General features: G+C 59.0%; 27 protein-coding genes. 21 read left to right on the top strand and 6 right to left on the bottom strand.

What is annotated here, in order from left to right:
- Window positions 1–60 precede the first annotated feature (60 nt).
- The 13 genes from RGM3321_RS25120 to RGM3321_RS25060 all read left to right on the top strand — a co-directional run bounded on the left by RGM3321_RS25120 (window position 61) and on the right by RGM3321_RS25060 (window position 11,502).
- Entirely contained in the window at window positions 61–546 is a 486-nt protein-coding gene (locus tag RGM3321_RS25120; RefSeq protein WP_244395362.1) for a GNAT family N-acetyltransferase, read from the top strand.
- Between the two features lie 115 nt (window positions 547–661).
- Window positions 662–1,087 carry a DUF3830 family protein gene (locus RGM3321_RS25115; protein ID WP_244395289.1) on the top strand — a complete coding sequence of 142 codons (426 nt, stop codon included), beginning with the start codon at window positions 662–664 and terminating at the stop codon, window positions 1,085–1,087.
- A gap of 115 nt (window positions 1,088–1,202) precedes the next feature.
- A complete protein-coding gene (locus RGM3321_RS25110; protein WP_005743629.1) occupies window positions 1,203–1,646 on the top strand; it encodes a hemerythrin domain-containing protein in 444 nt (147 codons plus the stop codon).
- A 49-nt stretch (window positions 1,647–1,695) separates the two neighbouring features.
- Window positions 1,696–2,055 (top strand): 2-oxoacid ferredoxin oxidoreductase, encoded by a 360-nt coding sequence (locus tag RGM3321_RS25105; protein WP_244395288.1) that lies wholly within the window; start codon window positions 1,696–1,698, stop codon window positions 2,053–2,055.
- A gap of 347 nt (window positions 2,056–2,402) precedes the next feature.
- A complete protein-coding gene (locus RGM3321_RS25100; protein ID WP_244395287.1) occupies window positions 2,403–3,254 on the top strand; it encodes a transporter substrate-binding domain-containing protein in 852 nt (283 codons plus the stop codon).
- Window positions 3,255–3,317: 63 nt separating this feature from the next.
- On the top strand, window positions 3,318–3,980 hold the full coding sequence (locus tag RGM3321_RS25095) for an amino acid ABC transporter permease (RefSeq protein ID WP_002553700.1): 663 nt from the start codon (window positions 3,318–3,320) through the stop codon (window positions 3,978–3,980).
- 9 nt (window positions 3,981–3,989) lie between these two features.
- Window positions 3,990–4,652, top strand: a complete 663-nt coding sequence (locus RGM3321_RS25090) for an amino acid ABC transporter permease (protein ID WP_004665521.1) — start codon at window positions 3,990–3,992, stop codon at window positions 4,650–4,652.
- Window positions 4,649–5,440 (top strand): amino acid ABC transporter ATP-binding protein, encoded by a 792-nt coding sequence (locus RGM3321_RS25085; RefSeq protein ID WP_244395286.1) that lies wholly within the window; start codon window positions 4,649–4,651, stop codon window positions 5,438–5,440. Before RGM3321_RS25090 ends, RGM3321_RS25085 begins: the two co-directional genes overlap by 4 nt.
- Before the next feature lie 40 nt (window positions 5,441–5,480).
- Window positions 5,481–5,867: a RidA family protein gene (locus RGM3321_RS25080; protein ID WP_002553703.1), complete on the top strand. Its 387-nt coding sequence runs from the start codon at window positions 5,481–5,483 to the stop codon at window positions 5,865–5,867.
- 59 nt (window positions 5,868–5,926) lie between these two features.
- A complete protein-coding gene (locus tag RGM3321_RS25075) occupies window positions 5,927–6,691 on the top strand; it encodes an IclR family transcriptional regulator (RefSeq protein ID WP_244395285.1) in 765 nt (254 codons plus the stop codon).
- 31 nt (window positions 6,692–6,722) lie between these two features.
- Entirely contained in the window at window positions 6,723–7,928 is a 1,206-nt protein-coding gene (locus tag RGM3321_RS25070; RefSeq protein ID WP_244395361.1) for an amino acid deaminase, read from the top strand.
- Between the two features lie 28 nt (window positions 7,929–7,956).
- Window positions 7,957–8,880: a sugar kinase gene (locus RGM3321_RS25065; RefSeq protein ID WP_058401506.1), complete on the top strand. Its 924-nt coding sequence runs from the start codon at window positions 7,957–7,959 to the stop codon at window positions 8,878–8,880.
- Between the two features lie 129 nt (window positions 8,881–9,009).
- Window positions 9,010–11,502 (top strand): UvrD-helicase domain-containing protein, encoded by a 2,493-nt coding sequence (locus RGM3321_RS25060; protein WP_244395284.1) that lies wholly within the window; start codon window positions 9,010–9,012, stop codon window positions 11,500–11,502.
- A gap of 10 nt (window positions 11,503–11,512) precedes the next feature.
- Here RGM3321_RS25060 and RGM3321_RS25055 read toward each other — a convergent pair whose 3' ends face one another.
- Window positions 11,513–11,776: a DUF1652 domain-containing protein gene (locus RGM3321_RS25055; protein WP_244395283.1), complete on the bottom strand. Its 264-nt coding sequence runs from the start codon at window positions 11,774–11,776 to the stop codon at window positions 11,513–11,515.
- A 103-nt stretch (window positions 11,777–11,879) separates the two neighbouring features.
- Here RGM3321_RS25055 and RGM3321_RS25050 point away from each other — a divergent pair, with 103 nt between their 5' ends.
- A complete protein-coding gene (locus RGM3321_RS25050; RefSeq protein ID WP_244395282.1) occupies window positions 11,880–12,095 on the top strand; it encodes a hypothetical protein in 216 nt (71 codons plus the stop codon).
- A gap of 72 nt (window positions 12,096–12,167) precedes the next feature.
- Window positions 12,168–13,247, top strand: coding sequence for a polyamine ABC transporter substrate-binding protein (locus tag RGM3321_RS25045; protein WP_244395281.1), 1,080 nt, complete (start codon window positions 12,168–12,170; stop codon window positions 13,245–13,247).
- Between the two features lie 25 nt (window positions 13,248–13,272).
- Here the strand turns inward: RGM3321_RS25045 and RGM3321_RS25040 are convergent, their stop codons facing one another.
- From RGM3321_RS25040 to RGM3321_RS25030, 3 genes are read right to left on the bottom strand one after another with little or no spacing between them, the layout of a single operon-like run.
- The gene (locus RGM3321_RS25040) at window positions 13,273–13,986 is read right to left on the bottom strand and encodes an ABC transporter ATP-binding protein (RefSeq protein ID WP_244395280.1); all 714 of its coding nucleotides are present in this window, start codon (window positions 13,984–13,986) and stop codon (window positions 13,273–13,275) included.
- Window positions 13,987–13,989: 3 nt separating this feature from the next.
- On the bottom strand, window positions 13,990–14,838 hold the full coding sequence (locus RGM3321_RS25035) for an ABC transporter permease (protein ID WP_244395279.1): 849 nt from the start codon (window positions 14,836–14,838) through the stop codon (window positions 13,990–13,992).
- Window positions 14,835–15,845, bottom strand: a complete 1,011-nt coding sequence (locus tag RGM3321_RS25030) for an aliphatic sulfonate ABC transporter substrate-binding protein (protein WP_244395278.1) — start codon at window positions 15,843–15,845, stop codon at window positions 14,835–14,837. Before RGM3321_RS25030 ends, RGM3321_RS25035 begins: the two co-directional genes overlap by 4 nt.
- A 499-nt stretch (window positions 15,846–16,344) precedes the next feature.
- Here RGM3321_RS25030 and RGM3321_RS25025 point away from each other — a divergent pair, with 499 nt between their 5' ends.
- A complete protein-coding gene (locus tag RGM3321_RS25025) occupies window positions 16,345–17,031 on the top strand; it encodes a hypothetical protein (RefSeq protein ID WP_244395277.1) in 687 nt (228 codons plus the stop codon).
- Between the two features lie 18 nt (window positions 17,032–17,049).
- On the opposite strand, the gene RGM3321_RS25020 is transcribed toward RGM3321_RS25025, so the two are convergent.
- Window positions 17,050–18,045, bottom strand: a complete 996-nt coding sequence (locus RGM3321_RS25020; RefSeq protein ID WP_244395276.1) for an aldo/keto reductase — start codon at window positions 18,043–18,045, stop codon at window positions 17,050–17,052.
- 181 nt (window positions 18,046–18,226) lie between these two features.
- On the opposite strand from RGM3321_RS25020, the gene lexA reads away from it, so the two are divergent.
- The 5 genes from lexA to RGM3321_RS24995 are packed head-to-tail and all read left to right on the top strand — an operon-like array spanning window position 18,227 to window position 24,891.
- A complete protein-coding gene (lexA, locus tag RGM3321_RS25015; protein WP_244395275.1) occupies window positions 18,227–18,844 on the top strand; it encodes a transcriptional repressor LexA in 618 nt (205 codons plus the stop codon).
- On the top strand, window positions 18,844–19,464 hold the full coding sequence (gene imuA, locus RGM3321_RS25010) for a translesion DNA synthesis-associated protein ImuA (protein WP_244395360.1): 621 nt from the start codon (window positions 18,844–18,846) through the stop codon (window positions 19,462–19,464). The genes lexA and imuA overlap by 1 nt, the downstream gene beginning before the upstream one ends.
- A gap of 7 nt (window positions 19,465–19,471) precedes the next feature.
- Window positions 19,472–20,887 (top strand): DNA polymerase Y family protein, encoded by a 1,416-nt coding sequence (locus RGM3321_RS25005; RefSeq protein WP_244395274.1) that lies wholly within the window; start codon window positions 19,472–19,474, stop codon window positions 20,885–20,887.
- Window positions 20,884–23,979: an error-prone DNA polymerase gene (locus RGM3321_RS25000; RefSeq protein ID WP_244395273.1), complete on the top strand. Its 3,096-nt coding sequence runs from the start codon at window positions 20,884–20,886 to the stop codon at window positions 23,977–23,979. The genes RGM3321_RS25005 and RGM3321_RS25000 overlap by 4 nt, the downstream gene beginning before the upstream one ends.
- Before the next feature lie 60 nt (window positions 23,980–24,039).
- Complete coding sequence (locus RGM3321_RS24995) at window positions 24,040–24,891, top strand: DUF1989 domain-containing protein (RefSeq protein ID WP_244395272.1); 852 nt, start codon at window positions 24,040–24,042, stop codon at window positions 24,889–24,891.
- A gap of 4 nt (window positions 24,892–24,895) precedes the next feature.
- Here RGM3321_RS24995 and RGM3321_RS24990 read toward each other — a convergent pair whose 3' ends face one another.
- The gene (locus RGM3321_RS24990; protein WP_244395271.1) at window positions 24,896–25,825 is read right to left on the bottom strand and encodes a magnesium transporter CorA family protein; all 930 of its coding nucleotides are present in this window, start codon (window positions 25,823–25,825) and stop codon (window positions 24,896–24,898) included.
- Window position 25,826: the final 1 nt, after the last annotated feature.

Raw genomic sequence — 25,826 nt, 5'->3', positions numbered from 1 at the left:
TCGACCATTGCCCTGCGTGAAGCAGTGCCCGCTGACGCTATCTGCCTGAGCGCGCTGGGCATGCAGGTGTTTCTCGACACCTACGCAACGCAGGGCATCCGTGAGTCCATCGCGCGCGAAGCCCTCGACGCATTTTCCCCGCAGGCGTTTGCGCATCTGCTTGGCGCATCGGAAACCTTCATTGTCGCGGCAGAATATCTCGGGCATCTGATCGGCTTCGCCCAGGTAACGCTGTGCGTCGATCACCCAATGCTCGGTGTATCGATGGCTGCCGAGTTGCAACGCCTCTATGTGCAGGAACGCTTCACTGGATGCGGAGCAGGGCGACTGTTACTCGAAGCCGCCGAGCAGCGCGCTACGGCCAGCAAGGCCGCGTTGATGTGGGCGACTGTCTGGGTTGGCAATCCGCGCGCGTTGGGGTTTTACCCGCGGCATGGTTATGAAGTAAAAGGTTCGCCACGCTATGAGTTTCAGGGCGAAACACATGAGAATCGGCTGTTCGCCAAACTGCTCGGCGGGTCAAATCTGACGCGGAATTCTGTTTGACTAACGATTTGTCTGCCTCCCTGTGAGCGCAGCGGAACTCCGTGACGCCTCACAAGACTCGCGTTTATCCTTGCGCATCCATTCTGAGCATTGTTGCCTTCAAGGAGTCGTTGCAGTGACCACCATCAAAATTACCGCGGGCGGATACGAGTTTCTGGCCGAAGCCAATCCGGATGCGCCGCAAACGGTGAAAGCGTTTCTCAAGCTGCTGCCTTATCGGCAGAAATTCATCCATGTACGCTGGAGTGGCGAGGGCTGCTGGGTGCCGCTGGATGATTATCAATTGAAGCTGGATGACACGTTGATAGGTTTCGAGAACGCGACCAGTCATCCTTCTGTGGGCGACATTCTGTTCTATCCGGGCGGTCACAGCGAAACCGAGATTATCCTGGCGTATGGTTCGTGCTGTTTCGCCAGCAAGATGGGCCAACTGGCTGGCAATCACTTTCTGACCATCACTCAAGGCAAGGAAAACCTGCGCAAACTGGGGGTCAAGACGCTTTGGGAAGGCGCTCAGGATGTGGTTTTCGAGCTGGCCTGAGCCTGTGGTTATCGCGCAGTAGTCATTTGCCAGCATTTCTCGGAACTGCTGATCTTCGCCAGGGGTCTAGTCCACAATGCTTCCAGCTCCCGGAAGCCGACCTGGAGACAAGACCTTGAATATCTTCGAAGCATTGCGCGAAAGCCATGATCGTCAGCGCGGTTACGCCGACGCACTGATCCAGACCAGCGGCGACAGTGTCGAACGAGAGAAAGCCTACAAACAGCTCAAGGACGAGCTTCAGGCACACGAGACAGCCGAAGAACGGTTTTTCTATATTCCCCTGATGGCCCACGACAATGGCGTGGACCTGAGCCGCCATGCCATTTCCGAGCATCATGAAATGGACGAGATGATGGAAGAACTCGATGAAACCGAGATGTCGAGCCCGGCCTGGCTGGCGACTGCGAAAAAGCTGTCGGAAAAAGTACATCACCACCTGAAGGAGGAAGAGCAGAAGTTCTTTCAGATGGCAGGCAAGTTACTTGATGAAAAGCAGAAAGAGAGCCTGGCTGGCGAATACGTGAAGGAATACGAAGAGCAATTGGCTGAGGGGTAACAGGCCCGTGCAGTGCTAGAATCGGCTTTTTTATCAGCGAAGGCACGACATGAAGTTTCTGTTTTTGACGAGCGCAACGGTGATTGCGGCAACGGTTCTGGCCGGGTGCGCAGCGCCTTCAAACTCAGCACGTGCGGCAGGGCCATTCAAGGTCCTGTCGAGTCCCAAGCAGGATGCCGCCGTTGCCCAGTGCATTCAGGTAACCTGGCAGAACGAAGCGATGTTTGGCACATCATCAGATGTGTTCCTGCATGATCTTTCCGGCGGCGGCTTCACCGTTTTCACTACTGAATCCAGGTATTTCGCAGACGTACACGCCAAAGGTCCTGCCACTGCTGTCGAGTTCTACGCTCCGCAGGGCGATACCCAGGCCGCCTTGCGATCTGCTGCGATTGCTACCTGCCTCTGAATGACGCTGTTCGTCATGCATCAACCGGACTGACTCTCCTGCCAATGCTTGCGCATTGGCAGGCTGTTCGTGCCGCTATTGCGCCTTGCACCAGTACTGCGTGCTCAATAGCGGCGCGCGCACAAGAGTGGGGCCTTACCACTCATATGTGACGAATGGTAGCGGTGCTCTCAAGCTGTAATATCACCCGGCCATCAACTCCTTCATCTCCAGTCTTTTGATTTGCCTCGGCATTTTTATGCGGTGTTTTCGCGGGCCTCGTATGGCACACTTTCTGCTGTCTATTCCGTTGTTACACACCATTGTCCGCTATAGCGGAATAAAAATACTTCGGCGGAGTCTATGTCATGCATCGCGGACCTTCTTTTGTGAAAGCTTGTGCATTTGTCCTTGCAGCCTCATTCACGCTGGCCAACGCAGCTCAGGCCGCCGAAGGCAGCAAGCTGGATGCAGTATTGAAACGTGGCAATCTGGTGGTGGGCACAGGCAGTACCAATGCCCCGTGGCATTTTCAGGGAGCGGACGGCAAGTTGCAGGGTTTCGATATCGACATCGGCAGAATCATCGCCAAGGGTCTGTTCAATGACCCGAGCAAAGTCGAGTTCGTGGTGCAGTCCTCGGATGCGCGAATTCCCAACCTGCTGACTGATAAGGTCGACATCAGTTGCCAGTTCATCACCGTTACTGCCAGTCGTGCACAGCAGGTGGCGTTCACCTTGCCGTACTACCGCGAAGGCGTAGCGTTGTTGCTGCCTGCCAATAGCAAATACAAGGAGATTGACGACCTTAAAGCCGCGGGCGACGAAGTGACGGTTGCCGTGCTGCAAAACGTATATGCCGAAGAGCTGGTGCATCAAGCGCTGCCTAAAGCCAAGGTCGATCAGTACGACAGCGTCGACCTGATGTACCAGGCGATCAACTCGGGTCGCGCCGACACGGCAGCCACTGATCAGTCTTCGGTGAAGTACCTGATGGTGCAGAACCCTGGGCGCTACCGTACGCCGGCTTTTGCCTGGAGCCCGCAAACCTACGCTTGTGCCGTCAAACGTGGCGACCAGGACTGGTTGAACTTCGTCAACACCGCTTTGCATGAAGCCATGACCGGTGTCGAGTTCCCGGCTTACGCCGCCTCGTTCAAGCAATGGTTTGGTGTCGATCTGCCTGTGCCTGCAATCGGTTTCCCGATGGAATACAAATAAGTCCATTCTGACCTTCAAGGGCAGGGCAGGCCATCGGGCTTTCCCTGCCAGGTACGGGCAAGCATGAATTATCAATTGAATTTTGATGCCGTATGGCGCGACTTCCCCAGCTTGCTGGCGGGGTTGGGCCTGGGGCTGGAACTGGCCCTGATCTCGATCGCCATCGGCTGTGTGATCGGGTTGGCAAATGCATTTGCGCTGCTGTCACGTTACAAGGCACTGCGAATTGTCGCGTCCATCTACGTCACTGTGGTGCGCAACACGCCCATTCTGGTGTTGATCCTGCTGATCTACTTCGCCTTGCCCGGGCTGGGCATTCGCCTGGACAAGCTGGCGTCGTTCATCGTCACGTTGTCGCTGTACGCCGGCGCCTATCTGACCGAAGTGTTCCGTGCCGGGCTGCTGAGCATCCACAAGGGGCAGCGCGAGGCGGGGCTGGCGATCGGTCTGGGCGAGTGGCAGGTGAGGGCATACATCATCGTGCCGGTCATGTTGCGCAACGTGTTGCCAGCGCTCTCCAACAACTTCATTTCGCTGTTCAAGGACACCTCGCTGGCAGCCGCCATTGCGGTGCCGGAGCTGACCTATTACGCGCGCAAGATCAACGTTGAAAGCTACCGGGTGATCGAAACCTGGCTGGTGACCACCGCTCTCTACGTGGTGGCCTGCTATGTGATCGCCATGCTGTTGCGCACCCTCGAACAACGTCTGGCGATTCGCCGCTAGGAGGCTGTCATGTATCAACCCCCTGGCTGGTTGCAGGAATTGTGGACCGCGCGTGAAGTGCTCTGGTCCGGCTTTTTGACCAGTATCCAGTGCTCGGCTCTGGCGATTGCTGCGGGCACGTTGATCGGCATGCTGGCCGGTCTGGTACTGACTTACGGCGGATTCTTCGCACGGTTGCCGATCCGGCTCTATGTGGATCTGATTCGCGGTACGCCGGTGTTCGTGCTGGTACTGGCAGTCTTTTACATGGTGCCGGCGCTGGGCTGGCAAATCAGCGCGTTTCAGGCTGGCGCAATAGGCCTGACGTTGTTCTGCGGCTCTCACGTATCGGAAATCGTGCGCGGTGCCCTGCAGGCCATTCCCGCTGGCCAGCTGGAGGCTGGCAAGGCGATCGGGCTGCGTTTCAATCAGTCACTGCGCTATGTGTTGTTGCCGCAGGCCATGCGCCAGATACTGCCGACGTGGGTCAATTCCTCGACCGAGATCGTCAAGGCTTCGACACTGCTTTCAGTCATCGGTGTGGCTGAACTGTTGTTGAGCACTCAGCAGGTGATCGCGCGCACGTTCATGACCCTGGAGTTCTACCTGTTTGCAGGTTTTCTGTTCTTTCTCATCAATTACGCCATTGAGCTTCTTGGGCGGCAAATCGAAAAACGGGTGGCATTGCCATGACACAGACTCATACCGCAACCCCCGGCCCGGCGCTGCTCAGCATCGAAGGCCTGCACAAGTCCTATGGCGCAGTGGAAGTGCTCAAGGGGGTCGATCTGCGTATGCAGAAAGGCAACGTTGTTACCCTGATCGGTTCCAGCGGCTCGGGCAAGACCACCTTGCTGCGCTGCGTCAATCTGCTTGAAGAGTTTCAGGGCGGTCATATCCGGCTCGAGGGGCAGGATATCGGTTACAGCGACGTAGACGGCAAGCGCACCCGTCATCCAGAGCGGGTTATTGCACAGCACCGGGCAATGACTGGAATGGCGTTTCAGCAATTCAACCTGTTTCCGCACCTCAGCGCCTTGCATAACGTGACCTTGGGCCTGCTCAAGGTCAAGAAGATGCCCAAGGATCAGGCCATTGCCCTGGCGGAAAAGTGGCTGGACCGGGTCGGGCTGCTGGAGCGCCGTAATCACTTTCCCGGCCAGTTGTCCGGTGGTCAGCAGCAGCGGGTCGCAATTGCCCGCGCCATTGCCATGAATCCCAGCCTGATGTTGTTCGATGAAGTCACATCTGCGCTCGATCCGGAGCTGGTCGGCGAAGTGCTGAGCGTTATCAAGGACCTGGCCGAGGACGGCATGACCATGCTGCTGGTGACTCACGAAATGCGTTTCGCCTATGAGGTTTCAGACCAGATCGTATTCATGAATCAAGGGCGCATCGCGGAGCAGGGGCCACCCAAGACACTGTTCGAGCAACCGGAATCGACGCGCTTGAGCGAATTCCTCAAGAACATCCGTTTTTAACGTTTCACGACGTCCAATGCTTCAAGACAAGGAAAAACTCATGACTATTACCCGTTATGGCGCAGGCAGCACTGCAGGGGGCGGCCAGCCACGTCCATTCGCACGAGCAGTCGAGGCCGACGGCTGGCTGCACGTTTCCGGACAGGTGCCTGCGCAGGATGGCGAGATTATCGTCGGCGGCATTGTCGAGCAAACGCACCAGACCATGCGCAACCTGATCGCGATCCTCGACGAAGCCGGTTATGCGCTCGAAGACGTAGTACGGGTCGGCGTGTGGCTGGAAGACCCACGAGACTTCTGGAGTTTCAACAAAGTGTTCGGTGAATACTTCAGCCCCGAGCATGCACCGGCGCGCGCTTGCGTGCAGGCCAGCATGATGGTCGACTGCAAGGTCGAAATCGACTGTATTGCTTACAGGCGCAAGTAGCAGCTTCAAGCCAGAAGCCTCGGGTTATCTGGCTTACAGCTCTACTTAAGGAATGAGCCATGACTGAAGACACAATCAAGCGCCGGGCACGTGGACTGGACCGGGCGTTCGATATTCTGGACTTCCTCAAGGAAAAGGCCAGGCCCATGCGTCCCAACGAAATTGCCAGCGGAATCGGCAGCCCCAAATCGACGGTTTACGAGCTGGTGGCGTCGCTGCTGGAGCGGCGTATTCTGGAGACGGTCGGCAAGGACGGGCATGTCTACCTTGGCCGTCAGTTGTACTTTCTCGGTCAGGCGCACTTGCGCCACTTCGATTTCACTCGCGAGGCGGAAGTCTGCCTGGGCGAGATCGTCAGCCAGACGCGGGAAACCGTGCAGATGTGCCTGCTCAATGGCCGAAAATACACCGTTGCGCTGATGAAAGAGGGTGAGCGGCATTTCAGGATTTCCTCGGACATCGGTGAAAACGCGCCCATCCCGTGGACCGCTTCCGGGCGTCTGCTGCTCAGCCACCTCAGCGATCAGCAGATCATCGACCTGATTGATCCCGACGATTTCATCCTCCCGGGTGGCGAGCGTCTGCCGCTGGAAACCTTTTTGCGGGAGATCCGCAAGGCGGGCGAAGAGGGTTTCTTCTCCTTCGATAGCGTGGCCGACACCTTCACGCACTGTTTCGCCGCGCCGGTGAAAAACGAGCATGGTCAGTGCATCGCAACCCTGTGCATTGTCGCGCCGCGTGCCGATGCCAAGACCCATTACGACGACTATCGACGGGTGCTGATCGACAGCGCCAACGGCCTGGCTCGTCGAATCAACGAATAACTGCAGGAGATTACTGATGAGCATCGCCGTCATGGACACCGCCGTAATGGACAAGGGTACTGCACAGCCGGGTGACAGCCTGGTCACTGATGTCAGCCTGCCTGCACTGGTCATCCACCGTCAGGCGCTGGATCACAATATTCGCTGGATGCAACGTTTTGTCAGCGACAGCGGCGCAGAACTGGCACCGCATGGCAAGACCAGCATGGTGCCGGCGCTGTTTCGGCGACAGCTGGACGCGGGCGCATGGGGTATGACCCTCGCCACGGCGGTCCAGACCCAGGCCGCTTATGCGCATGGCGTAGGACGGGTGTTGATGGCCAATCAGTTGGTCGGAGCGCCGAACATGGCGGTGATCGCCGATCTGTTGGCTGACCCGATGTTCGAGTTTCACTGCATGGTCGATCACCCGGACAATGTCGCTGCACTGGGCCGGTTTTTCGCGGCACGCGGCCTGCGCCTGAACGTGATGATCGAATATGGCGTACCCGGTGGACGCTGCGGCTGTCGTAGCGAAGCGCAGGTGCTGGCCCTGGCTGATGCTGTTCAGGCCCAGCCGGCACTGGCATTGACGGGTATCGAGGGTTACGAAGGCGTCATCCACGGCGACCATGCCATCGACGGCATCAAGGCTTTTGCTGCGTCGTTGGTGCGCCTGGCTGTCGACCTGCAGGACAAGGGTGCCTTCGCTTTGGATCGCCCGATTGTCACCGCATCCGGCTCGGCGTGGTACGACCTGATCGCTGAAGCGTTCGATGCCCGGGCCGTTCGCGAACGGTTCCTCAGCGTGCTGCGCCCTGGCAGTTATGTGGTGCATGACCACGGCATCTACAAGGACGCGCAATGCTGCGTGCTGGACCGACGTGCCGAGCTGAGCGAAGCGCTGCGCCCTGCGCTGGAGGTCTGGGCGCATGTGCAGTCCATGCCGGAGCCGGGTTTTGCAGTAGTCGCCATGGGCAAGCGCGACGTTGCCTACGATGCCGGCTTGCCCAACCCGCTGCTGCGTTACAAAGCGGGGGTGCAGCCTGCATCAGGCGACGACGTCAGTGCCTGCAAAGTGACCGCTGTGATGGATCAGCACGCTTTCATGACCGTCGCGCCCGGGTGCGAGTTGAAGGTTGGCGACATCATTTCCTTCGGTACCTCACACCCGTGTCTGACCTTCGACAAGTGGCGTTCAGGTTGTCTGGTTGATAATGATATGCGAGTGATCGAGCCTTTCAGCACGTATTTCTAGTTCCGGTATTGGCAGGAGTAATCGTCTCATGAGCCTTCCACGGGTCGCCCTTATCGGCGAATGCATGATCGAGTTACAGCAGCATGCCGACGGTAGCCTGCGTCAGAGCTTCGGCGGTGACACGCTCAATACGGCGGTTTACCTTGCCCGGCTGTTGGGTGAGCGGGCCAAGGTGGATTACGTCACCGCGCTGGGTGATGACAGCTTCAGCGATGCAATGTGTCGGATCTGGGCGGATGAGGGCATTGGTCTGGGCAAGGTGCAGCGCCTGCCGGGGCGTTTGCCCGGGCTCTACTGCATTCAGACCGATGCCAATGGCGAGCGCCGTTTTCTCTACTGGCGCAACGAAGCCGCCGTACGGGACTGTTTCATGACGCCCGCGGCCGAGCCGATTCTCGCGGCGCTGGCCAGCTACGACGTGCTGTATTTCAGCGGTATTACCCTGGCGGTACTTGGCGAGCAGGGCCGCGCCCGATTGCTGGAAGCGCTGGGTCGTGCTCGTCAACGTGGGGTCAGGGTTGCCTTCGACAATAACTATCGGCCTCGGTTGTGGGCCAGCGTGGAGCAGGCCCGCGAGGCCTATCAGGCATGTCTGCAGCATGTGGATCTGGCGTTGCTTACCGAAGACGATGAGCAGGCGCTCTATGGTTATGCCGACAGTGAGCAATTGCTGGCGGCCTACCGGGGTCGCGGCATCGGCGAGATCGTCGTCAAGCGCGGCGCGCAAAGTTGTCTTGTGGAAGCCGGCGGCGAGCGTTTCGACATTGCGTCGCAAAAGGTCGAGCGTGTCGTCGATACCACGGCAGCGGGGGACTCATTCAGCGCTGCCTATCTGGCCGCCCGGCTCATGGGGGAACACCCGCGACAGGCTGCCGAAGCCGGTCATCGTCTGGCCAGTGTGGTGATCCAACACCCGGGTGCGCTGGTGCCAAAATCGGTCATGCCAGTCTGATGGCACCTGCGACGGAACATGCAGTTGATCGGCTAACGCACTGACAGACAAGCATTTCGCTGGAACCTGCGCGCAAATCCGGCCACCATAGGCGACCTTTTTGCCTGCAAGCCATCCACCGGAGTCTGCGTGCCTGACGACCTTCCTTCTGCGCTTCCTCATGACCTGGATGTCGATCTCATGCCGCCTCGGCAACTGCCGTTTTTCAGGCGTCTGTTATCGCGCCTGATGGGCCGCGGCCTCACAGGGCTGGGTTCGCATCATCTGCCGTCGTGGTTCCAAGGCCATGCCGATGGCTATCTGAACGGGCACATAGAGGGCGTACGCGAGGGTTATGCCGACGGCTACCTGGATGGTGAAGAAGCGGGGCGTCAGGTGCTGGTCATCAACGATACCCGACCTGTCAGACATCGCGGCCCCAGGGTTGACGACCATCTGTTCGACGACTGGCGGCTGGCGCTCACGCCCGAACTGAAAAAGCGCATCAAGGCCGATGTCGCCGAAAAGCTCCCTGCGCATGCCCAGCCCAGCACGGCGCAGTGGAAGATGATTTTCAGCGATACGCCGTCTACCTACGTCATAGCCGGGGCGGGCGCAGGCAAATCCACATCGCTGGTGCTGCGTATTCTGCTGTTGCATCACTACCTGGGCTTTGAGCTGAGCGCGATGACAGTCGTGACCTTCACCCGCGAGTCGCGCAAGGACTTCATTGGCAAGCTGATCGATGTCATGGCCTTGTGGGGGCATGTAACGGGGCAGAAACAGGCGCGTGACCTGGTTCGCACCTTTCATTCGCGTATTCTGCCTCTGGTGCGCAGCCTGCCGGGTTTTGAGCAGCTCAGGGCGTTCGAGAACCTGAGCAGCCAGTCATCCGGACTGGAAGAGGCTGACAGCAATCCTTTCGACCTGCGGATCAACGACGCGCAGCGCCAGCAACTCAATATCTGCTACCGCGACCTGTACGCCGGCAATGAGCGTTTCCGCGAAGTCATAGCGCCGCTGTATCGCCATGCCTTGCAGCTCAAGGAACTGGATCGCGACCATCCTGACGTGCAGAAGCGTGTCGCGGTGACCGAACTGTCCTCGAAACGGGATGAAGAGTGGTGTGACACTGTCGAAGACTTGTGGATTCGCGCAGGGGCCTGGCCTATAAAGGGCATTGAGCCTATGCGCCAAGCTGTTGAAATAAATGGATTTCCCTTTTGTTTTCACGGCTATATCGCCGAGCTGGATGCGTGGGTTGTGCTGGGCCTGGACGCCGGTGAAGACCAGCAACTCAAGCGTCCGGGCGCCAAATTGCCAGTGTGGGCCGAGGGGGTCATAAAGCGCACTCTGTTTCAAGCTTTCTGCAGTAAGCCATTGATATGGCTGGATAACTACCAGTCTGCCAACAAACTACTGCAGTCATTGGCGGGTGACGCGGTTGCCGGGCCCGGGTTCGACTATCGGGTCAAGGGTGAGCTCGGTGCTGCGCCGCTACTGGACTGTTTTGTCACCGCCGCCAGCTTCATCGAGAACCTGGGGCTCGATGTACCCAATGCCGTCTCCGAGATGAGCTTTGCCAGCGACGACCCGGACCGTTTCTTCTTCGAAGCGCTGAGCCTGTTCTGGAAAGCTTTCGAAACGCACCTTCTGGCTCAGTCGCCTCCAATCATGACCTATAACCGGATGTTTGCGTTGTTCGGTGAAACATCGCCGGAAAACCTCAAACACGTCAGTGACCAGATGCTCAGACCGCTGTCGCATTTGATGATCGACGAGTTCCAGGATGTGTCGCCGCAGATCGTCTCATGGATACGCGCCAGTCTGCGCGAAATCCGGCGTCGTGGTCCCGCTCTGCATACAGGCCGGATCGCTCAGCATTCATCACTGCTGTGTGTCGGCGATGACTGGCAATCGATCTATGGCTGGCGCGGCAGCTCACCGAAGTATTTCATGGAATTCGCCAGGGAGTTTTCGTCTCCGGCGACTACCAGAGTCATGCTCAGTGACAACTTCCGCAGCCATCAGCACATTATCGATGCCGCCGAGCATGTCGTCCGGGCAGCTCCGGCGATTGCGGGCAAGAAGGCTCGTGCCAGCGGCATGCCGCAAGAGCTGCTGCCGGTCACGGTGCTGGATCGTGACGAAGACGAACTGGCCGGGCGTGTAGCCGAGCACTACAACGACGGTGACTCGATTCTGCTGCTGTACCGTAAAGGCAGCGAGAAAGCCCGGTTCCCGGAACGTTTGCAGGCATTGATCGATGCTGACGCGGCGACGGGCGCACAAGGTCGTCGCATCAGGACGCTGACTTACCACAGTTCCAAAGGCTTGCAGGCGGATGCTGTGTTTTTGTTGGGCGACTGCCAGCATCTGACCGTCTCGCCTTACAAGAATCAGGTTTACCGTTTGGCAGGGCTGGGTGATGCGAGCGATCTTCAGCCCTTTGATACCGCGCAGAAGGATGAAGTCTTGCGCCTGGCTTATGTCGCCATTACTCGTGCGGCGCGGCATTGCTATTGGTATATCGATCAAGGCACCGGCGGCGGGGAAAATGCCCAGATGCCTAAAGCTTCAGACAGAATTGCCCAGGACAAGCCTTTCTTCGAAGACTTGCGCAGTAAAGTCCGAACAGGCTGAGGCTGTCATCTCAGGAAAAACCGGCGACCTGTTGCGTATGAGTGCCGAATAATTCCAGCTCATCCTCGATGGCCTCAATGATGCGCTCTACATCAGCGGCATTCATCACCGTGGAACACGGCAGGCCGGCGATGGCGACGACTGTCTCACCGCTGGCGCGGTCGAAAAGTCGCGCAATCATGCTGCCTGGCGCATCCATCGAAGCTTCAAAGCCCACCGGATGAAAGTGCCAGCGCATCAGTTGGCATGCATTGGGGAATGTGACTTTGTTCATGACAATGGCCCACCTGAATCAATCGAGCATTTCCCTTGCTCCAATGGGTAGGCAGACAGCCAGAATTCATCCGGTAAAGCCATGATGACGAGGCGATAGATCCGTGCAAAAGACTATCGATCGATCGGGTTGCTTTCCAGCAGGATCGCTGAGCGGTCTGACGAATACTGAAAATAGCACTTGCCAGCACCGATCTGGAAAAATTTTTTATGACGCAGCACAAAAAAATCAATTATATGACCTGCGTCATCAGAAGGTATTGATGGGCAGGTTTCATGCATGGGCCAAGGCGCTGTCGCAAGCCCCTGCAATGAACTGAATCTGCTTTGACGAGGATGGTTTTCATGCCCGGTCTGGGGCAAGCTGTCGCTATTGACCCGAGGAACTGCACATGCTGAGAAAATCCCTTGCTGCACTCATGTTGCTGGCCTCGACCGGCCATGCGGCAGAGACGGTCAATATTTACAACTGGACGGACTACATTGCCCCGGACACCCTGAAAAATTTCGAATCCGCCACCGGTTTCAAGACCACTTACGACACCTATGAAACCAATGAGGCGCTGAATGCAAAACTGGTCGCTGGCCATTCCGGTTACGATCTGGTTTTTCCGTCCATTCATTTCATGGGACGACAGATCGAGAATGGTTTGCTGAAAACCCTCGACAAGCGCCAGTTGCCCAACTGGAAAAACCTCAATCCGGTCCTGCTCAAGGCGCTGGAGGGCAATGATCCCGGCAATCAGCATGGTTTCCCGTATCTGTGGGGCAGTACCGGAATCGGCTACGACGCTGCCAGGGTCAAGGCTGTGCTCGGCCAGGATGCGCCTCTTGACTCCTGGGATCTGATTCTCAAGCCGGAGAACATGAAAAAGCTTGCCCAGTGCGGTGTCGCCTTTCTGGACAGTGCACCGGCACTCATACCCATCGCCCTGAACTACCTCGGCTTGCCTGCGCACAGTGAGGCACCGGATGACTACAAGAAGGCCAAGGCATTGCTCGATGAGGTACGCCCATATGTGCGCAATTTCAGCTCTGCCGACTACATTGGCGATCTTGCTACAGGCAAAATCTGTGTGGCGGTGGGCTATTCCGGGGACATTTCCCAGGCGCAGGAGCAGGCCCAAAAAAGTGGCAACACCGTCACAGTCAGCTACGTCGTTCCAAAAGAGGGCGCGCCGATGTGGTTCGACATGATAGCCATTCCGGCTGATGCTCCGGACACCAAAGCTGCCTACGCGTTCATGAACTACCTGTTGCGCCCTGAAGTGATCGCCAACATCACCAATACCGTGCATTACGCCAACGGCAACGAAAAGGCAGACGCGCTGATCAGCCCTGGTCTGTGGACAGATACCACGGTGTACCCGGATGCCGACATGTTGAGCCGTTTGTTCGTGATGTCTCAGGTCCCGGTCAATATCGAAGCATTGCGTCAAGGACTCTGGAAGGAGTTCAAAGCTGGCCGGTAAATGAGCAGGGAGCCCGACTCGGGCGTCAGATGATATGAGCCTGATGCAGTTCGGTCAGTGCCTGAGCCTTCAGCCGGGCCAGTAGCGGATCACGGCGATCCCTGGGCGCTTGCAGTCCGACCGGCAGTTCGTGGGTAATCGTGCCAGGACGGCTGCCCATCACCAGTACACGATCGCTCAAGTACAGCGCCTCATCGACATCATGGGTCACCAGCAGCAGGGTGATAGCGTGACGCTCAGCCAAGTGCAGCAGCAGGTCCTGAAGCTTCATGCGGGTAAACGCGTCCACTGCGCTGAAAGGCTCATCCAGCAGCAATACGGTAGGATGCGAGTACAGACCGCGAGCGATGGCCACGCGTTGCGCCATGCCTCCGGACAAGGCTTTTGGCAGAGCATCGGCGAAACCGGACAGGCCCACTTCATCGATCAATTGACCGACCCATCGGCGGTCGTAGCCAGCATCGTCGCTGAAGCCGATATTCTGTTCTACGGTCAGCCAGGGCATCAGGCGCGGTTCTTGAAACACAAACGCGACTTCGCCCTCAATGTTTTCCACCGAGCCACTAAAGTCCTGTTCCAGCCCGGCGACAATTCTGAGCAGCGTGCTTTTACCGCAACCGCTTGGCCCCAGCAGGCTGACGATCTCACCTGACTGTAACGACAGATCGATGTCATGCAGCACGGTATTGCCAGCGAATGCCTTGCGGTCTACGCGTATGTTCATCAACGATTCCGGCATTTATCAACCCTCGCGGCTTTGACCGGTGAATGTGTCCCGCCAGGCCAGAAAGCGTTTTTCCAGGCCTGCCAACAGGCCGTCGCTCAACTTGCCCAGTGTTGCCAGAACGATGATGGCCGCCAGCACGATGTCCGGGCGTGAGGTTTCGCGTCCGTCACTGAGCAGATAGCCCAGGCCTTTGGTGGCAGCGATCAGCTCGGCGGCCACCAGAAACATCCATGACAGGCTCATGCCGCTACGCAAACCGGTAAACAGGCCGGGCAGGGCGGCGGGCAGAAGAATACGCCGGGTCAGGCGATAGCGGCTGAAGCCATACATCTGGCCGACTTCCACCAGCTTTCGGTCAATGCCCCGAATTGCGGCCACGCCGTTGAGGTAGACCGGAAAAAACGCACCGATGGCAATCAGCACAATCTTGGATGTCTCGCCAATGCCCAGCCACAGCAACAGAAGCGGCACCCATGCCAGGCTCGGGATGGAACGGAGCCCGGCGAACGTCGGCTCCAGATACGCCTCCGCCTCACGACTGAGCCCCACCCACGCGGCAAATACCAAGGCCAGGCTCGCGCCGATAACAAAGCCGCTGAGCACACGCAACAGACTGGCACTGATGTGTTTCCACAACGCACCATCGGCCAGATCGCGCAGTGTCAGCACGATCTCGCTGGGTGCTGGCATCTGGTAGGAAGGCAGCCAGCCGATGCGCACGATAATTTCCAGCAAAACAATGATTACAGCGGGGACTACCAGACCTTTGAGAGGCGTTTTGTAGCGCTGCCAAAACCTGCGCTGTGCCCTGTCGGGCAAGGTTGCTTGCGCACAGGAAGGCATGGACTTGTCTGGGCTGGTCATGGCGTTGCGATCACGGCTTTGGAAAACTCTGGTGTGATCAACTGATCGATCACCTGTTCGACGTTCACGCCTTTGCGCACCAGGTCCTCGGACACCAGAATCGGTGCTGCGGACTTGGATGCTTCTACATCTCTTTCGCTCAGTTGCGGGTTACTCAGGTCTGTGCGGGTCAATTGCAGCCTGGCGACTTCCAGCGGCAGGCCTGACTCGTCAGCCAGCAATCTGGCCAGTTCGTCGGGGTTCTTGAGCGCCCATTCGCGGGCTTTTTCATAAGCGCTCAATACCGTCCTGATCGCTTGTGGATGTTCATCGGCATAGGTTTGCGTCACACTCAGTACGCCATAGCTGTTGAAGTCCTTGTTGCGGTAAAGAAGACGCGAGCCCGACTGGATTTCACTGGCAGCCATGTGCGGGTCAAGTCCAGCCCAGGCGTCCACGTCACCTTTTTCAAGGGCTGTGCGACCATCGGGGTGTTGCAGATGCAATAGCTCGACATCATCCTTTTTCAGCCCGGCTTTCTGCAGGGCGCGCAAGGTGAACAGGTAAGGGTCGGTGCCCTTGGTGGCGGCGATTTTCTTGCCTTTGAGTTCGGCTACCGATTGCAGAGGCGAATCCTTGCGTACGACCAGTGCCGTCCATTCTGCCCGGCTATAGACATACACCGACTTGATCGGGCTGCCGTTGGCTCTGGCCAGCACGGCGGACAAACTGGCCGACGAGGCAAAATCGACGCTGCCGCTGTTCAGATATTCCAGCGAGCGATTACTGCCCTGACTCAACACCCAAGTGACTTTGGCCTCCGGCAGGGCTTTTTCCAGCCAGCCGAAATGCTTGAGCGCCAGGCTGACCGGCGAGTAATAGGCGTAATCCAGGCGGACTTCGGCAGGCGCGGTTTCAGCGGCCTGTGCTACCCCTTGCAGGCTCAGCGCCAATGCGCAGGTCGTTAGCATCCAGCGAATCATGGCTCGCGGCGTCTGCAACCGAAAAGAAATAGGGGGTTGTGGCATAGTGAGCGTCCAGATCAGGGAGACAAGGCTGCAAGACTGGTTTGCATATTTCAAAAACAGCAGTCCAGAGAGCATGAAATTCACAAATGGAATATTGCATGCTCTGTGCCAAGGGTCTGAGTGCTTGAACAGCAAGGTTTCAGGCAGTTTTCCGATGTGAGTAGTGTTGATCTGGCAGCAAGGTGTTGAACTGCTGTTGCTTGGGGGACAGTAAGGCTGGCGGCCTGTTTTTCGACGATTTTCTGACAGTTTTTCTGTTTGTCGGCTGATTTTTTTTCGCCAGGCTTGCAACAGAATCGTTTTTTGACACTCCTAATCGTCCACATTCTTAATTTCGAAACATGTGCGCACTAAGATTCGCGCGTGATCCATGAGTGTGCGCCATTGCGCCCTTGTTCGACTGATCCGCAGAAATTCTTGGGGCGAGCTGCATAAGCCTGCGTATTCGCACCAGCCAGATGGCTGATCCCTTTCAAATGCGCACCGGACTCAGAAAATAATGAATATGCCGAAAATGCCTTCGATCACCCGACTCCAGCGCCGCATCGCATGGTGCTTCTTCCCATCATTGCTGGTGGCTTCTGCCCTGGCCCTGTTCACCATGGGCAAGGGGGTTCATGCCGAGCCCAAGAACGGCACGCAGACACTGGTATTTCTTCGTCATGCCGAAAAACCGGCCATGGGGCTGGGGCAACTGAACTGCCAAGGGCTCAACCGGGCCATCGAACTGTCGGAGGTCCTGCCCAGGGAGTTCGGCAAGGCTGACTTCATCTTCGCCGCCAACCCCAGCCGGCACGTGGAAGAGGGTGAGGGCGACCTGTCCTACAGCTACGTTCGCCCTCTGATGACCGTCGGGCCCAGTGCAATCAAGCTGGGCCTGCCTGTCAATATCGACTTTGGCGCCAACGACACCAGTGACCTGGCTGACGAGTTGATGCGTGACAAGTATCACAACTCCGTCATCTACACTGCCTGGTCTCACGGCTACCTGCCGGAACTGATCAACAAGGTTGCTGAAGAGGCATCCGGCAAGGCTGTCAATCTGGTGGATGACTGGACAGGCGATGATTTCGACTCAGTGGTCGTCGTGACCCTGAAGTGGGTCGACGGCAAAGCCACGCTGGATTACAAGAATCACAAGCAAGGCCTCAACAACGGCACTGTGGCGTGCCCCAGGACAACCTGACCCTGGCACGCACAGTCTTCAGCCGTTGAGCGACTTCATCGACTCCGGGCTGTAACGCTCGCCCGATACGGCCCCTTGCGCCGGGAAGATCGCATCCAGTTGAGCCAGCTCATCGGTATTCAGCATCAATGAAGCCGCTGCCACATTGCTTTCCAGGTACTTGCGCTGTTTGGTGCCCGGGATCGGAATGATGTCGTTGCCTTGAGCAAGTACCCAGGCCAGCGCCAGTTGTGATGCGCTGATGCCTTTGGCCGCAGCCAGTGCCTTGACCTTTTCTACCAACGCCAGATTGCGGTTGAAGTTTTCGCCCTGAAAGCGCGGGCTGAAACGACGGTAGTCATCGGCAGCGAAATCGTCCGGGGTGCGCAATGCGCCGGTCAGAAAACCACGGCCCAGCGGGCTGTAAGCCACGAAAGCAATACCCAGGCGACGGCAAGTGGCGAGCACATTGTCGTGCTCCGGATCGCGTGACCATAACGAATATTCACTTTGCACAGCCGCCAGCGGATGCACGTTGTGGGCTCTTTCGATGGTCGCTGCACTGGCTTCGCAGATGCCTATATGGCGAACCTTGCCAGCCTTTACCAGCTCTGCCATAGCGCCAATGGTGTCCTCGATGGGCACATTGGGGTCGACACGGTGCTGATAGTAGAGATCAAGATAATCGGTATTCAGCCGTTTCAGGCTGGCATCAATGGATTGGTGAATGTACGCCGGGCTGCCATTCACGCCACGCGCATGCGGGTCATCGCCACGCACGATGCCGAACTTGCTGGCCAGATAAATACCTTCGCGCTTGCCTTCAAGGGCCCGGCCGAGCAACGTCTCGTTGGTGTGCGGGCCATACATGTCAGCGGTATCAAAAAAACTGACACCCAATTCCAGCGCGCGGTGCAAGGTAGCGATGGATTCCTTTTCGTCGATGCCGGTGGTGTAGAAGTCCGACATTCCCATGCAGCCCAGCCCGATGGCAGAAACCTGCGGACCGTGGTGACCCAGTTGGCGCGTGATCACAATGAGCTCTCCTGATCGTTGAAAGAGCCATCAAGTCTCTACGCTTTGGCTGGCACAATAAACCGGGTGTTTCTTATTTCACTGTTGTTAAAATCCGAATAATCAACGTTCACCAAGCGCAAGAGCGTGCGGCGTCAATCCGACAGACCGTACTAGCCACAAAATTACGGGTGGAGTACAAATGTACTCCATGAGCATATTATCTCCCCGTCGCAGCGCAATCCTTACCTTCATCCGCGATCGCATCGCGCAGCAGGGGCAATCACCGAGCCTGGCGGAAATTTCCGAGGCTTTCGGTTTTGCTTCGCGCAGCGTGGCGCGCAAACACATTGTGGCCCTCACCGAAGCCGGGCTGATCGAAGTCGTAGCGCATCAGGCCCGGGGCATTCGCCTGCTGAACAGTGAGCCACGCCCCGAATTGCTGGAAATTCCGGTACTGGGGCGCGTGGCGGCGGGCGCACCTATCGGGCCTGATCTCGATATACACAGCACGCTGCACCTGGACCGCAGCACTTTTACCCGTGTGCCGGACTACCTGCTGCGCGTGCAGGGCGACTCGATGATCGAGGACGGTATTCTCGATGGCGATCTGGTTGGCGTGCACCGTAACCTGCAGGCCAGTGACGGGCAGATCGTGGTTGCCCGGCTGGACGGCGAGGTGACCATCAAACGCCTGCAACGCCGCGCCGAGCAGGTGCGCCTGTTGCCGCGCAACCCGGCCTACGAGCCGATCATCGTCACGCCCGATCAGGACTTCGCCATCGAAGGTGTGTTCTGCGGGCTGGTGCGCCGCGAATGATGGGCGCGGTGGTCAGCCTGGATGCCTTGCTGGATGAGCGCAGGGTCTGGAAAGGGCGCCAGCAGAGCGCGCCACAGGTCAGCCCGCAGCCCAGTGGCCACGTGTTGCTGGATGCTTCATTACCCACCGGCGGCTGGCCTGCAGCGGCCCTGACTGAAATCCTCATTCCGGCCAATGGCAGCGGCGAACTGCGCCTGCTGTGGCCAAGCCTGGCACGGCTCTCCGCAATCGCTGAGCGCATTGTGCTGGTCGCACCGCCTTATATTCCGTACCCACAGGCCTGGCTGGCCGCCGGTGTCGATCTGCGCCAGTTGGTGGTGATCGAGGCGAGTCCCCGTGATGCCTTGTGGGCCGCCGAGCAATGCCTGCGTTCCGGCAGTTGTGGCGCGGTCGTGTGCTGGCCCGGCATGGTCGATGACCGTGCGCTGCGACGCTTGCAGGTGGCTGCCGAAACCGGGCAGACCCTGGCTTTTGCCTGTCGCCCGCAGCAGGCCGCCGCCAACCCTTCACCCGCAGCCCTGCGCATAGCTATAGATACCCGCCCGGCACAGTTGCGGGTGCTCAAATGCCGGGGCGGACTTGCGCCGCCTTTCCCCATTCCGTTCCCGACCGACGCTTGAGGTTCTTATGCTCTGGGCCTGTGTCTTGCTGCCGCAACTGGCGCTGGACGGCGTCATGCGTCGTCACGGCAACCCCGATGAACCGCTGGCGCTGATCAGCGGCAGCGCTCAACGTCGCGTGTTGCAGAGCGTCAATCCGGCTGCGCGTGCGTTGGGGCTGAAAGCCGGGCAGTCGCTGACCGCAGCACAGGCGCTGGTGCCGAACTTCACCACGATCGAGCATGACCCGGCCGATATCGAGCGTTTGCAGCAACTGCTCGCGGCCTGGGCCTACGGTTTCAGTTCCAATGTCAGCCTCAAGTACCCGCGGGTACTGCTGATGGAAATCGAATCCAGCCTCAAGCTGTTCGGCCCCTGGCCGGTGTTCGAAGCGCGTTTGCGTGAAGAGCTGACCACGCAGGGGTTCCGCCATCGCATCGTGGTCGCGCCCAACCCGATAGCCGCGCGAATGCTGGCCAACATGCATGACGGGCTGAGCATCGACTGTCCGCATGAACTGCGCCGCCGTCTGGAGCAGATGCCTTTGGAACGCATCGGCCTGAGCCGCGAAACCGCTACTGCCCTGACGCGCATGGGGCTGCGTAGCGTGCGGCAGGTGCTGGCGCTGCCCCGCGACACGCTGGCACGGCGGTTTCCGGCCAGCGTGCTGCAACACTTCGACACCTTGCTCGGCGAGCGCCCCGTGGCGCTGGAGTGCTACATGCCGCCTGACTTCTTCGATGTACGCATCGAGTTGAATTTCGATGTCGAATCCCATCAGGCCCTGTTGTTTCCTCTCAAGCGGCTGATCGCCGACCTGGCTTTGTTCCTGGCCGGACGCGACAGCGGTGTGCAGCGATTTTCCCTGCATCTGGAGCACGTTGAAGGTCCGGAGACTGTGGTGCCAGTCGGGCTGCTGAGTGCCGAGCGCGATGCTTCGATGCTGTTCGAACTGGCCCGCGGCAGGCTGGAACAAGTGCTGGTGGCGTCGCCGGTACGTGCCGTGCGCTTGCTGGCGCAGGATTTGCCGGATTTTGTTCCGGCGCACCGCCAGTTGTTCGATGAGCGCGTGCAACAGAGTCTGCCCTGGGAGCAACTGCGCGAACGCCTGCGTGCGCGACTGGGCGACGAGTCGGTTAATGGCTTGCGCGCCCAGGCCGATCACCGCCCTGAATGCGCCTGGCAACCGCACAGCACAAGCAAACCGGTCTTGCCGGCCAAAGGTTGTATGCGCCCGGGCTGGTTGCTGCGAGAACCCCAGCCGCTGCCGCTTCATGCCACGCGCATCGTGGCCGGGCCCGAGCGAATCGAATCAGGGTGGTGGGACGGCGGCGATGTACGTCGCGACTACTATCTGGTCGAAACTTCCAGCGGCCAACGCGCCTGGGCCTATCGCAGCGTGGGCGAGCAGGGTGAACTGCTGCTGCATGGCTGGTTCGCATGACAAGCGAGTACGCCGAGCTGCATTGCCTGTCCAACTTCAGTTTTCAGCGCGGCGCCTCAAGCGCCCGTGAGCTGTTCGAACGTGCCTCGCGCCACGGCTATCAGGCGCTGGCCATCACTGACGAGTGCACGCTGGCCGGTATCGTACGTGCCTGGCAGGCGTCCATCAGCACCGGCCTGCCGTTGATCATCGGCAGCGAAATGCACATCGAGAGCGGGCCGAAAGCCGTGCTGCTGGTAGAAAGCCAGACAGGCTATGAGGCGCTGTGCAAAATGATCACGGTGGCACGCCGCAGAGCCAGAAAAGGTGAATACCGGTTGTTGCGTGAAGATTTCGAGCCTGCGCCGGATGGGTTGCTGGCCCTCTGGCTGCCGGACCTCGAAAGCGATGCGCAAGCCTGTCTGGCGCATGGACGCTGGTTGCGTGAACGCTTTGCCGAGCGCCTCTGGCTCGGCGTGGAGTTACATCGCGGCGCGGATGACGAGCAGCGTCTGGCCGACTTGCTGGCGCTGGCGCAATCGTTGGGTATCCCGGCAGTTGCCAGCGGTGATGTGCACATGCACGCGCGTGGTCGGCGTGCCCTGCAGGACACCATGACTGCCATTCGCCATCACACGACCGTGGCCGAGGCAGGGCATCTGTTGTTTGCCAACGGCGAGCGCCATTTACGGCCACCGGATGCGCTTGCCGAGCATTACCCGGACTGGCTGATGGCCGAATCGGTGCGTATTGCCCGGCGCTGCACGTTCGATCTCAAACAATTGAAATATGAGTACCCGCACGAGTTGGTCCCCAAAGGCCAGACACCCACGTCGTGGCTGCGTGAACTGACCGAACGCGGTGCCCGCAAACGCTGGCCGAAGGGGCTGACGCCAGCCACCCGTGCGCAGGTCGAAAAGGAACTGGCCCTGATCACGGAAAAGAAGTTCGACAGCTACTTTCTGACCGTGCATGACATCGTCGAGTTTGCTCGCAGCCAGCATATCCTTTGCCAGGGGCGTGGCTCGGCGGCCAACTCGGCAGTGTGTTATGCGCTGGGGATCACCGAGCTGAACCCGGAAAAGAGCAACCTGCTGTTCGAGCGCTTCATCTCTAAAGAGCGCAACGAGCCACCGGACATCGACGTGGATTTCGAACATGACCGCCGCGAAGAAGTCATTCAGTACATATTCAGGCGTTATGGTCGGGGCAGGGCGGCGCTGACGGCGGTGGCCAGCACCTATCACGGCTCGGGCGCAGTGCGTGATGTGGCCAAGGTGCTGGGTCTGCCGCCTGACCAGATCAACGCCCTGGCCGATGCCTTCAGCCGTTGGAGCGATTCGCTGCCGTCGCCCGAACGCCTGCGCGAATACGGCTTCGATGCCGACATGCCAATCCTCAAGCGCGTGCTGGCACTGACCGGCGAGCTGATCGGCTTTCCTCGGCATTTGTCGCAACATCCGGGCGGCTTCGTGATTTCCGAACACCCGCTGGACACGCTGGTGCCGGTCGAGAACGCCGCGATGGCCGACCGCACCATCATCCAGTGGGACAAGGACGATCTGGACCTGGTCGGCCTGTTGAAAGTCGACATCCTTGCACTGGGCATGCTCAGCGCCTTGCGCCGCACGTTCGATCTGGTGCATCTGCACCGGGGCAAACGCTGGACCCTGGCAAGTCTGCCGGGCGACGACCGGAAAACCTACGAAATGATCAGCCGCGCCGACACCATCGGCGTGTTTCAGATCGAGTCCCGTGCGCAGATGGCCATGCTGCCGCGCCTGCGGCCGGAAAAATTCTATGACCTGGTCATCGAAGTCGCCATCGTCCGGCCGGGGCCGATCCAGGGCGACATGGTTCATCCGTATCTGCGGCGGCGCAATGGCGAAGAGGCGGTCACTTATCCGCCCATGCTTGAATCCGTGTTCAAGCGGACTCTGGGCGTGCCGCTGTTCCAGGAGCAGGTCATGGAAGTGGCGATCATTGCTGCCGACTACACCCCGGGCGAAGCGGACGAGTTGCGCCGCGCGATGGCCGCGTGGAAACGCCACGGCGGGCTGGAGCCGCATCGCGAACGGCTGCGTACGGGCATGCTGAGAAATGGTTACGAAGTGGATTTTGCCGACCGGATTTTCGAACAGATCAAGGGTTTTGGCAGTTATGGTTTCCCCGAGTCCCACGCCGCCAGTTTCGCCTTGCTGACCTATGCCAGTTGCTGGCTCAAATGCCACGAACCGGCAGCGTTCACCTGCGCGCTGATCAACAGCTGGCCGATGGGGTTTTACAGCCCGGATCAATTGTTACAGGACGCACGTCGCCACCACATTGAAATCCGCCCGGTGGATGTGCGTTACAGCGACTGGGATTGTTCGCTGGAGCCGCTCGATCATCCCGACAGCACGCACAATCTGGCGATTCGCCTCGGGCTGCGCATGGTGCGAGGCTTTCGCGAGGATGATGCCTGGCGCATCGAAACGGCGCGCTCGAAGCGGCCATTCGCCGATGCCACCGACCTGACTCAGCGCGCCGGTCTGGACTCACGCGCTGCCGAAGCGCTGGCGGATTCCGGTGCCTTGCGCGGCCTGATCGGCCACCGACACCGGGCGCGCTGGGAGGTCGCCGGGGTTGAGGCCCAGCGCCCGCTGTTCGACGACCTGCCCAGCGACGAAACCCAGGTGACGCTGCCGCTGCCGACGGTGGCCGAGGACCTGGCGGCCGACTACACAACGCTGGGCACTACCCTGGGCCCACACCCGCTGGCCTTGCTGCGCAGGCAACTGGCTGCCAAACGCTTTCGCAGCTCACAAGACTTGCTGAGCCTGGAAAACGACCGAACCCTCAGCGTGGCGGGGCTGGTCATCGGCCGTCAACGACCGGGCACCGCCAGTGGCGTGACCTTCGTGACGCTGGAAGACGAATTCGGCATGGTCAACGTCGTGGTCTGGCGCGACCTGGCCGAGCGTCAGCGCAAGGTGCTGGTGGGCTCGCAACTGCTGCAGGTGTTCGGGCGCCTGGAATCAAAAAGCGGCGTACGGCATCTGATCGCCCAGCGGCTGTATGACCTGACGCCGCTGTTGACTGGACTGGATGTGCGCAGTCGGGATTTTCAATAGACAGGCCCGCAATTTGCAGTGTTGGTTGAACACTTTCATCCTGCCAGCGAGAAGCCCTGTATGTACAAAGACTACCCAGCCGCTTACCAGGTCAGCAAAGGCGCGGCGCTGCAAGTGGATACGGCCTTTTACGAGCGTATCCGCACGAATGCGCAGCAGCGTACCCTCGTCGAGCAATTTGAAGTGCCGATCCGCACCGGACGGGCCTGGAAGGTCAAGGCCGGTCAGGTGTTTCGTGTTACCACACCGGTTGGCCCGCAGGTGGGCGATTTCAATGTGTGGAATGCCAACGACCCTCGCGAACGCCTGTGGGCGGCGCGTACGCGTCAGTTGCAGGGCGCGCATGTCAGCACCCATGACCGGCTGTGGTCGAACCTGCCGTTTTTACGGCCGCTGGTCACCATCACCGATGACAGCCTGGCCAGTTACGGGATCGACGAGCATGGTGGCCGCCTGCACGATTTGCTCGGCACGCGCTGTGATCCCTACGTCAACAAGATGCTGACCGGTGAAGACTTTCACCATCACTGCCACTCCAACTTGACCCGCGCAGTGCTGCCGCACGGGCTGACCGAGTTCGATGTGCATGATGTGCTGAACATCTTCCAGTGCACCGGCCTGAACCACGACGACCTGTATTTCATGAAAGCCTGCCCGGCGCAGAAGGGCGACTATCTGGAGTTTTTCGCGGAAATCGACCTGCTGTGTGCCTTGTCGACCTGTCCGGGTGGCGACCTGTCACTGCCGATGTGGGGGCCTGATGCGCAGGACCCGTTAAGCGTCTGCCGGCCGCTGGGTGTCGAGATCTATGAGCTCGACGCGTCGCTGCTGGACGGCTGGCAGTCCCCCGAGCGCGCGGCCTATAACGGCCTGCACGGTCTGCAGATCGCCAAGGCCGATTGGGAGCAATAACCGCTCAGGCTGCGCGCGCCATTCTGCGCAGCCCCCAGACCATCACCGCCCCCAGCCCGAGCATGGCCAGAAGCAGTGCCGGGTAAGCCACCCACCAGTGCAGCGGGGCGGTCATCATGCTGAATTCCGACATGCCGCCGATCCCGGCAATCAGGTTCAACGGCAAAAACACCACATTGATCAGCGTCAGTTTGCGCAGCAGGGTGTTGGTGCTGTTGTTGACCAGATTGCCGCGCGCATCCATCAACCCGGCGAACACCGTGGAATAGATCTCGGCCTGTTTGTAGCACTGGTCGTTCTCGATGATCATGTCATCGATCAGCGCCAGGCTGGCAGCCCCGTATCGCTTGCCTTGGGCGTGATTGCGCAGGCGCGTCAGGACCGCGCCGTTGCTGTGGATGGCGTTAATGTAATACACCAGACTTTCGCTGAGGTTGAACATCTGCAGCAAATGGCGGTTTTCCAGTGACGAGTTGAATTTCTGCTGCAATTCCCGGGCGACCATCTTGATGACTTTCAAGTGGCCCAGATAGTGGTGGATGTTGTTGAACAGCAATTCCAGAAGGATATCCAGCGGCTGGTTCAACGGCCGATGAAGCCCCAGCGCGCTCAAGGGTTGATCGTCATCACAGATCAGCACCAACTGGTCTTGACTCAGCAGCACGCCAAAGGATGAAACGTCGAACGAGAAGCTGTCTTTGCCCGAGTAATTCTCGGGACGTTTCCAGATCAGGAACAACGCATGAGGATGAAACTCGATGCGTGAAATTTCGTCGGGGTCCAGTGCCGAGGCGACGGCATGCTCATCAAGGTGGAAACGCTCCAGTAATAACCGGCGTTCACCTGCATCAGGTTTGCTGAACCACAGCACCTGAGCTTTTTGCGGATCACACACAAGCAACCGGCTGTCATCGAGTTTCAGGCCCTGGATCATC

Origin of the sequence: Pseudomonas sp. RGM 3321 (genome assembly GCF_022836805.1) — a bacterium.
Taxonomy (GTDB): domain Bacteria; phylum Pseudomonadota; class Gammaproteobacteria; order Pseudomonadales; family Pseudomonadaceae; genus Aquipseudomonas.
The sequence above is the reverse complement of the archived record's forward strand: the minus strand, read 5'-3'. Positions and strand labels throughout refer to the sequence as shown.

What these genes read in the sequence shown, in the direction of transcription:
- RGM3321_RS25085 (WP_244395286.1), top strand. Translation starts at nt 4,649, where the DNA reads ATGACACAGACTCATACCGCAACCCCCGGCCCGGCGCTGCTCAGCATC.
- RGM3321_RS25070 (WP_244395361.1), top strand. Translation starts at nt 6,723, where the DNA reads ATGGACACCGCCGTAATGGACAAGGGTACTGCACAGCCGGGTGACAGC.
- RGM3321_RS25005 (WP_244395274.1), top strand. Translation starts at nt 19,472, where the DNA reads ATGCTCTGGGCCTGTGTCTTGCTGCCGCAACTGGCGCTGGACGGCGTC.
- RGM3321_RS25095 (WP_002553700.1), top strand. Translation starts at nt 3,318, where the DNA reads ATGAATTATCAATTGAATTTTGATGCCGTATGGCGCGACTTCCCCAGC.
- RGM3321_RS25025 (WP_244395277.1), top strand. Translation starts at nt 16,345, where the DNA reads ATGAATATGCCGAAAATGCCTTCGATCACCCGACTCCAGCGCCGCATC.
- RGM3321_RS25055 (WP_244395283.1), bottom strand. Translation starts at nt 11,776, where the DNA reads ATGAACAAAGTCACATTCCCCAATGCATGCCAACTGATGCGCTGGCAC.
- RGM3321_RS24995 (WP_244395272.1), top strand. Translation starts at nt 24,040, where the DNA reads ATGTACAAAGACTACCCAGCCGCTTACCAGGTCAGCAAAGGCGCGGCG.
- RGM3321_RS25035 (WP_244395279.1), bottom strand. Translation starts at nt 14,838, where the DNA reads ATGACCAGCCCAGACAAGTCCATGCCTTCCTGTGCGCAAGCAACCTTG.
- RGM3321_RS25065 (WP_058401506.1), top strand. Translation starts at nt 7,957, where the DNA reads ATGAGCCTTCCACGGGTCGCCCTTATCGGCGAATGCATGATCGAGTTA.
- imuA (WP_244395360.1), top strand. Translation starts at nt 18,844, where the DNA reads ATGGGCGCGGTGGTCAGCCTGGATGCCTTGCTGGATGAGCGCAGGGTC.
- RGM3321_RS25080 (WP_002553703.1), top strand. Translation starts at nt 5,481, where the DNA reads ATGACTATTACCCGTTATGGCGCAGGCAGCACTGCAGGGGGCGGCCAG.
- RGM3321_RS25105 (WP_244395288.1), top strand. Translation starts at nt 1,696, where the DNA reads ATGAAGTTTCTGTTTTTGACGAGCGCAACGGTGATTGCGGCAACGGTT.
- RGM3321_RS25100 (WP_244395287.1), top strand. Translation starts at nt 2,403, where the DNA reads ATGCATCGCGGACCTTCTTTTGTGAAAGCTTGTGCATTTGTCCTTGCA.
- RGM3321_RS25090 (WP_004665521.1), top strand. Translation starts at nt 3,990, where the DNA reads ATGTATCAACCCCCTGGCTGGTTGCAGGAATTGTGGACCGCGCGTGAA.
- RGM3321_RS25120 (WP_244395362.1), top strand. Translation starts at nt 61, where the DNA reads ATGCAGGTGTTTCTCGACACCTACGCAACGCAGGGCATCCGTGAGTCC.
- RGM3321_RS24990 (WP_244395271.1), bottom strand. Translation starts at nt 25,825, where the DNA reads ATGATCCAGGGCCTGAAACTCGATGACAGCCGGTTGCTTGTGTGTGAT.
- RGM3321_RS25075 (WP_244395285.1), top strand. Translation starts at nt 5,927, where the DNA reads ATGACTGAAGACACAATCAAGCGCCGGGCACGTGGACTGGACCGGGCG.
- RGM3321_RS25040 (WP_244395280.1), bottom strand. Translation starts at nt 13,986, where the DNA reads ATGCCGGAATCGTTGATGAACATACGCGTAGACCGCAAGGCATTCGCT.
- lexA (WP_244395275.1), top strand. Translation starts at nt 18,227, where the DNA reads ATGTACTCCATGAGCATATTATCTCCCCGTCGCAGCGCAATCCTTACC.
- RGM3321_RS25000 (WP_244395273.1), top strand. Translation starts at nt 20,884, where the DNA reads ATGACAAGCGAGTACGCCGAGCTGCATTGCCTGTCCAACTTCAGTTTT.
- RGM3321_RS25030 (WP_244395278.1), bottom strand. Translation starts at nt 15,845, where the DNA reads ATGCCACAACCCCCTATTTCTTTTCGGTTGCAGACGCCGCGAGCCATG.
- RGM3321_RS25045 (WP_244395281.1), top strand. Translation starts at nt 12,168, where the DNA reads ATGCTGAGAAAATCCCTTGCTGCACTCATGTTGCTGGCCTCGACCGGC.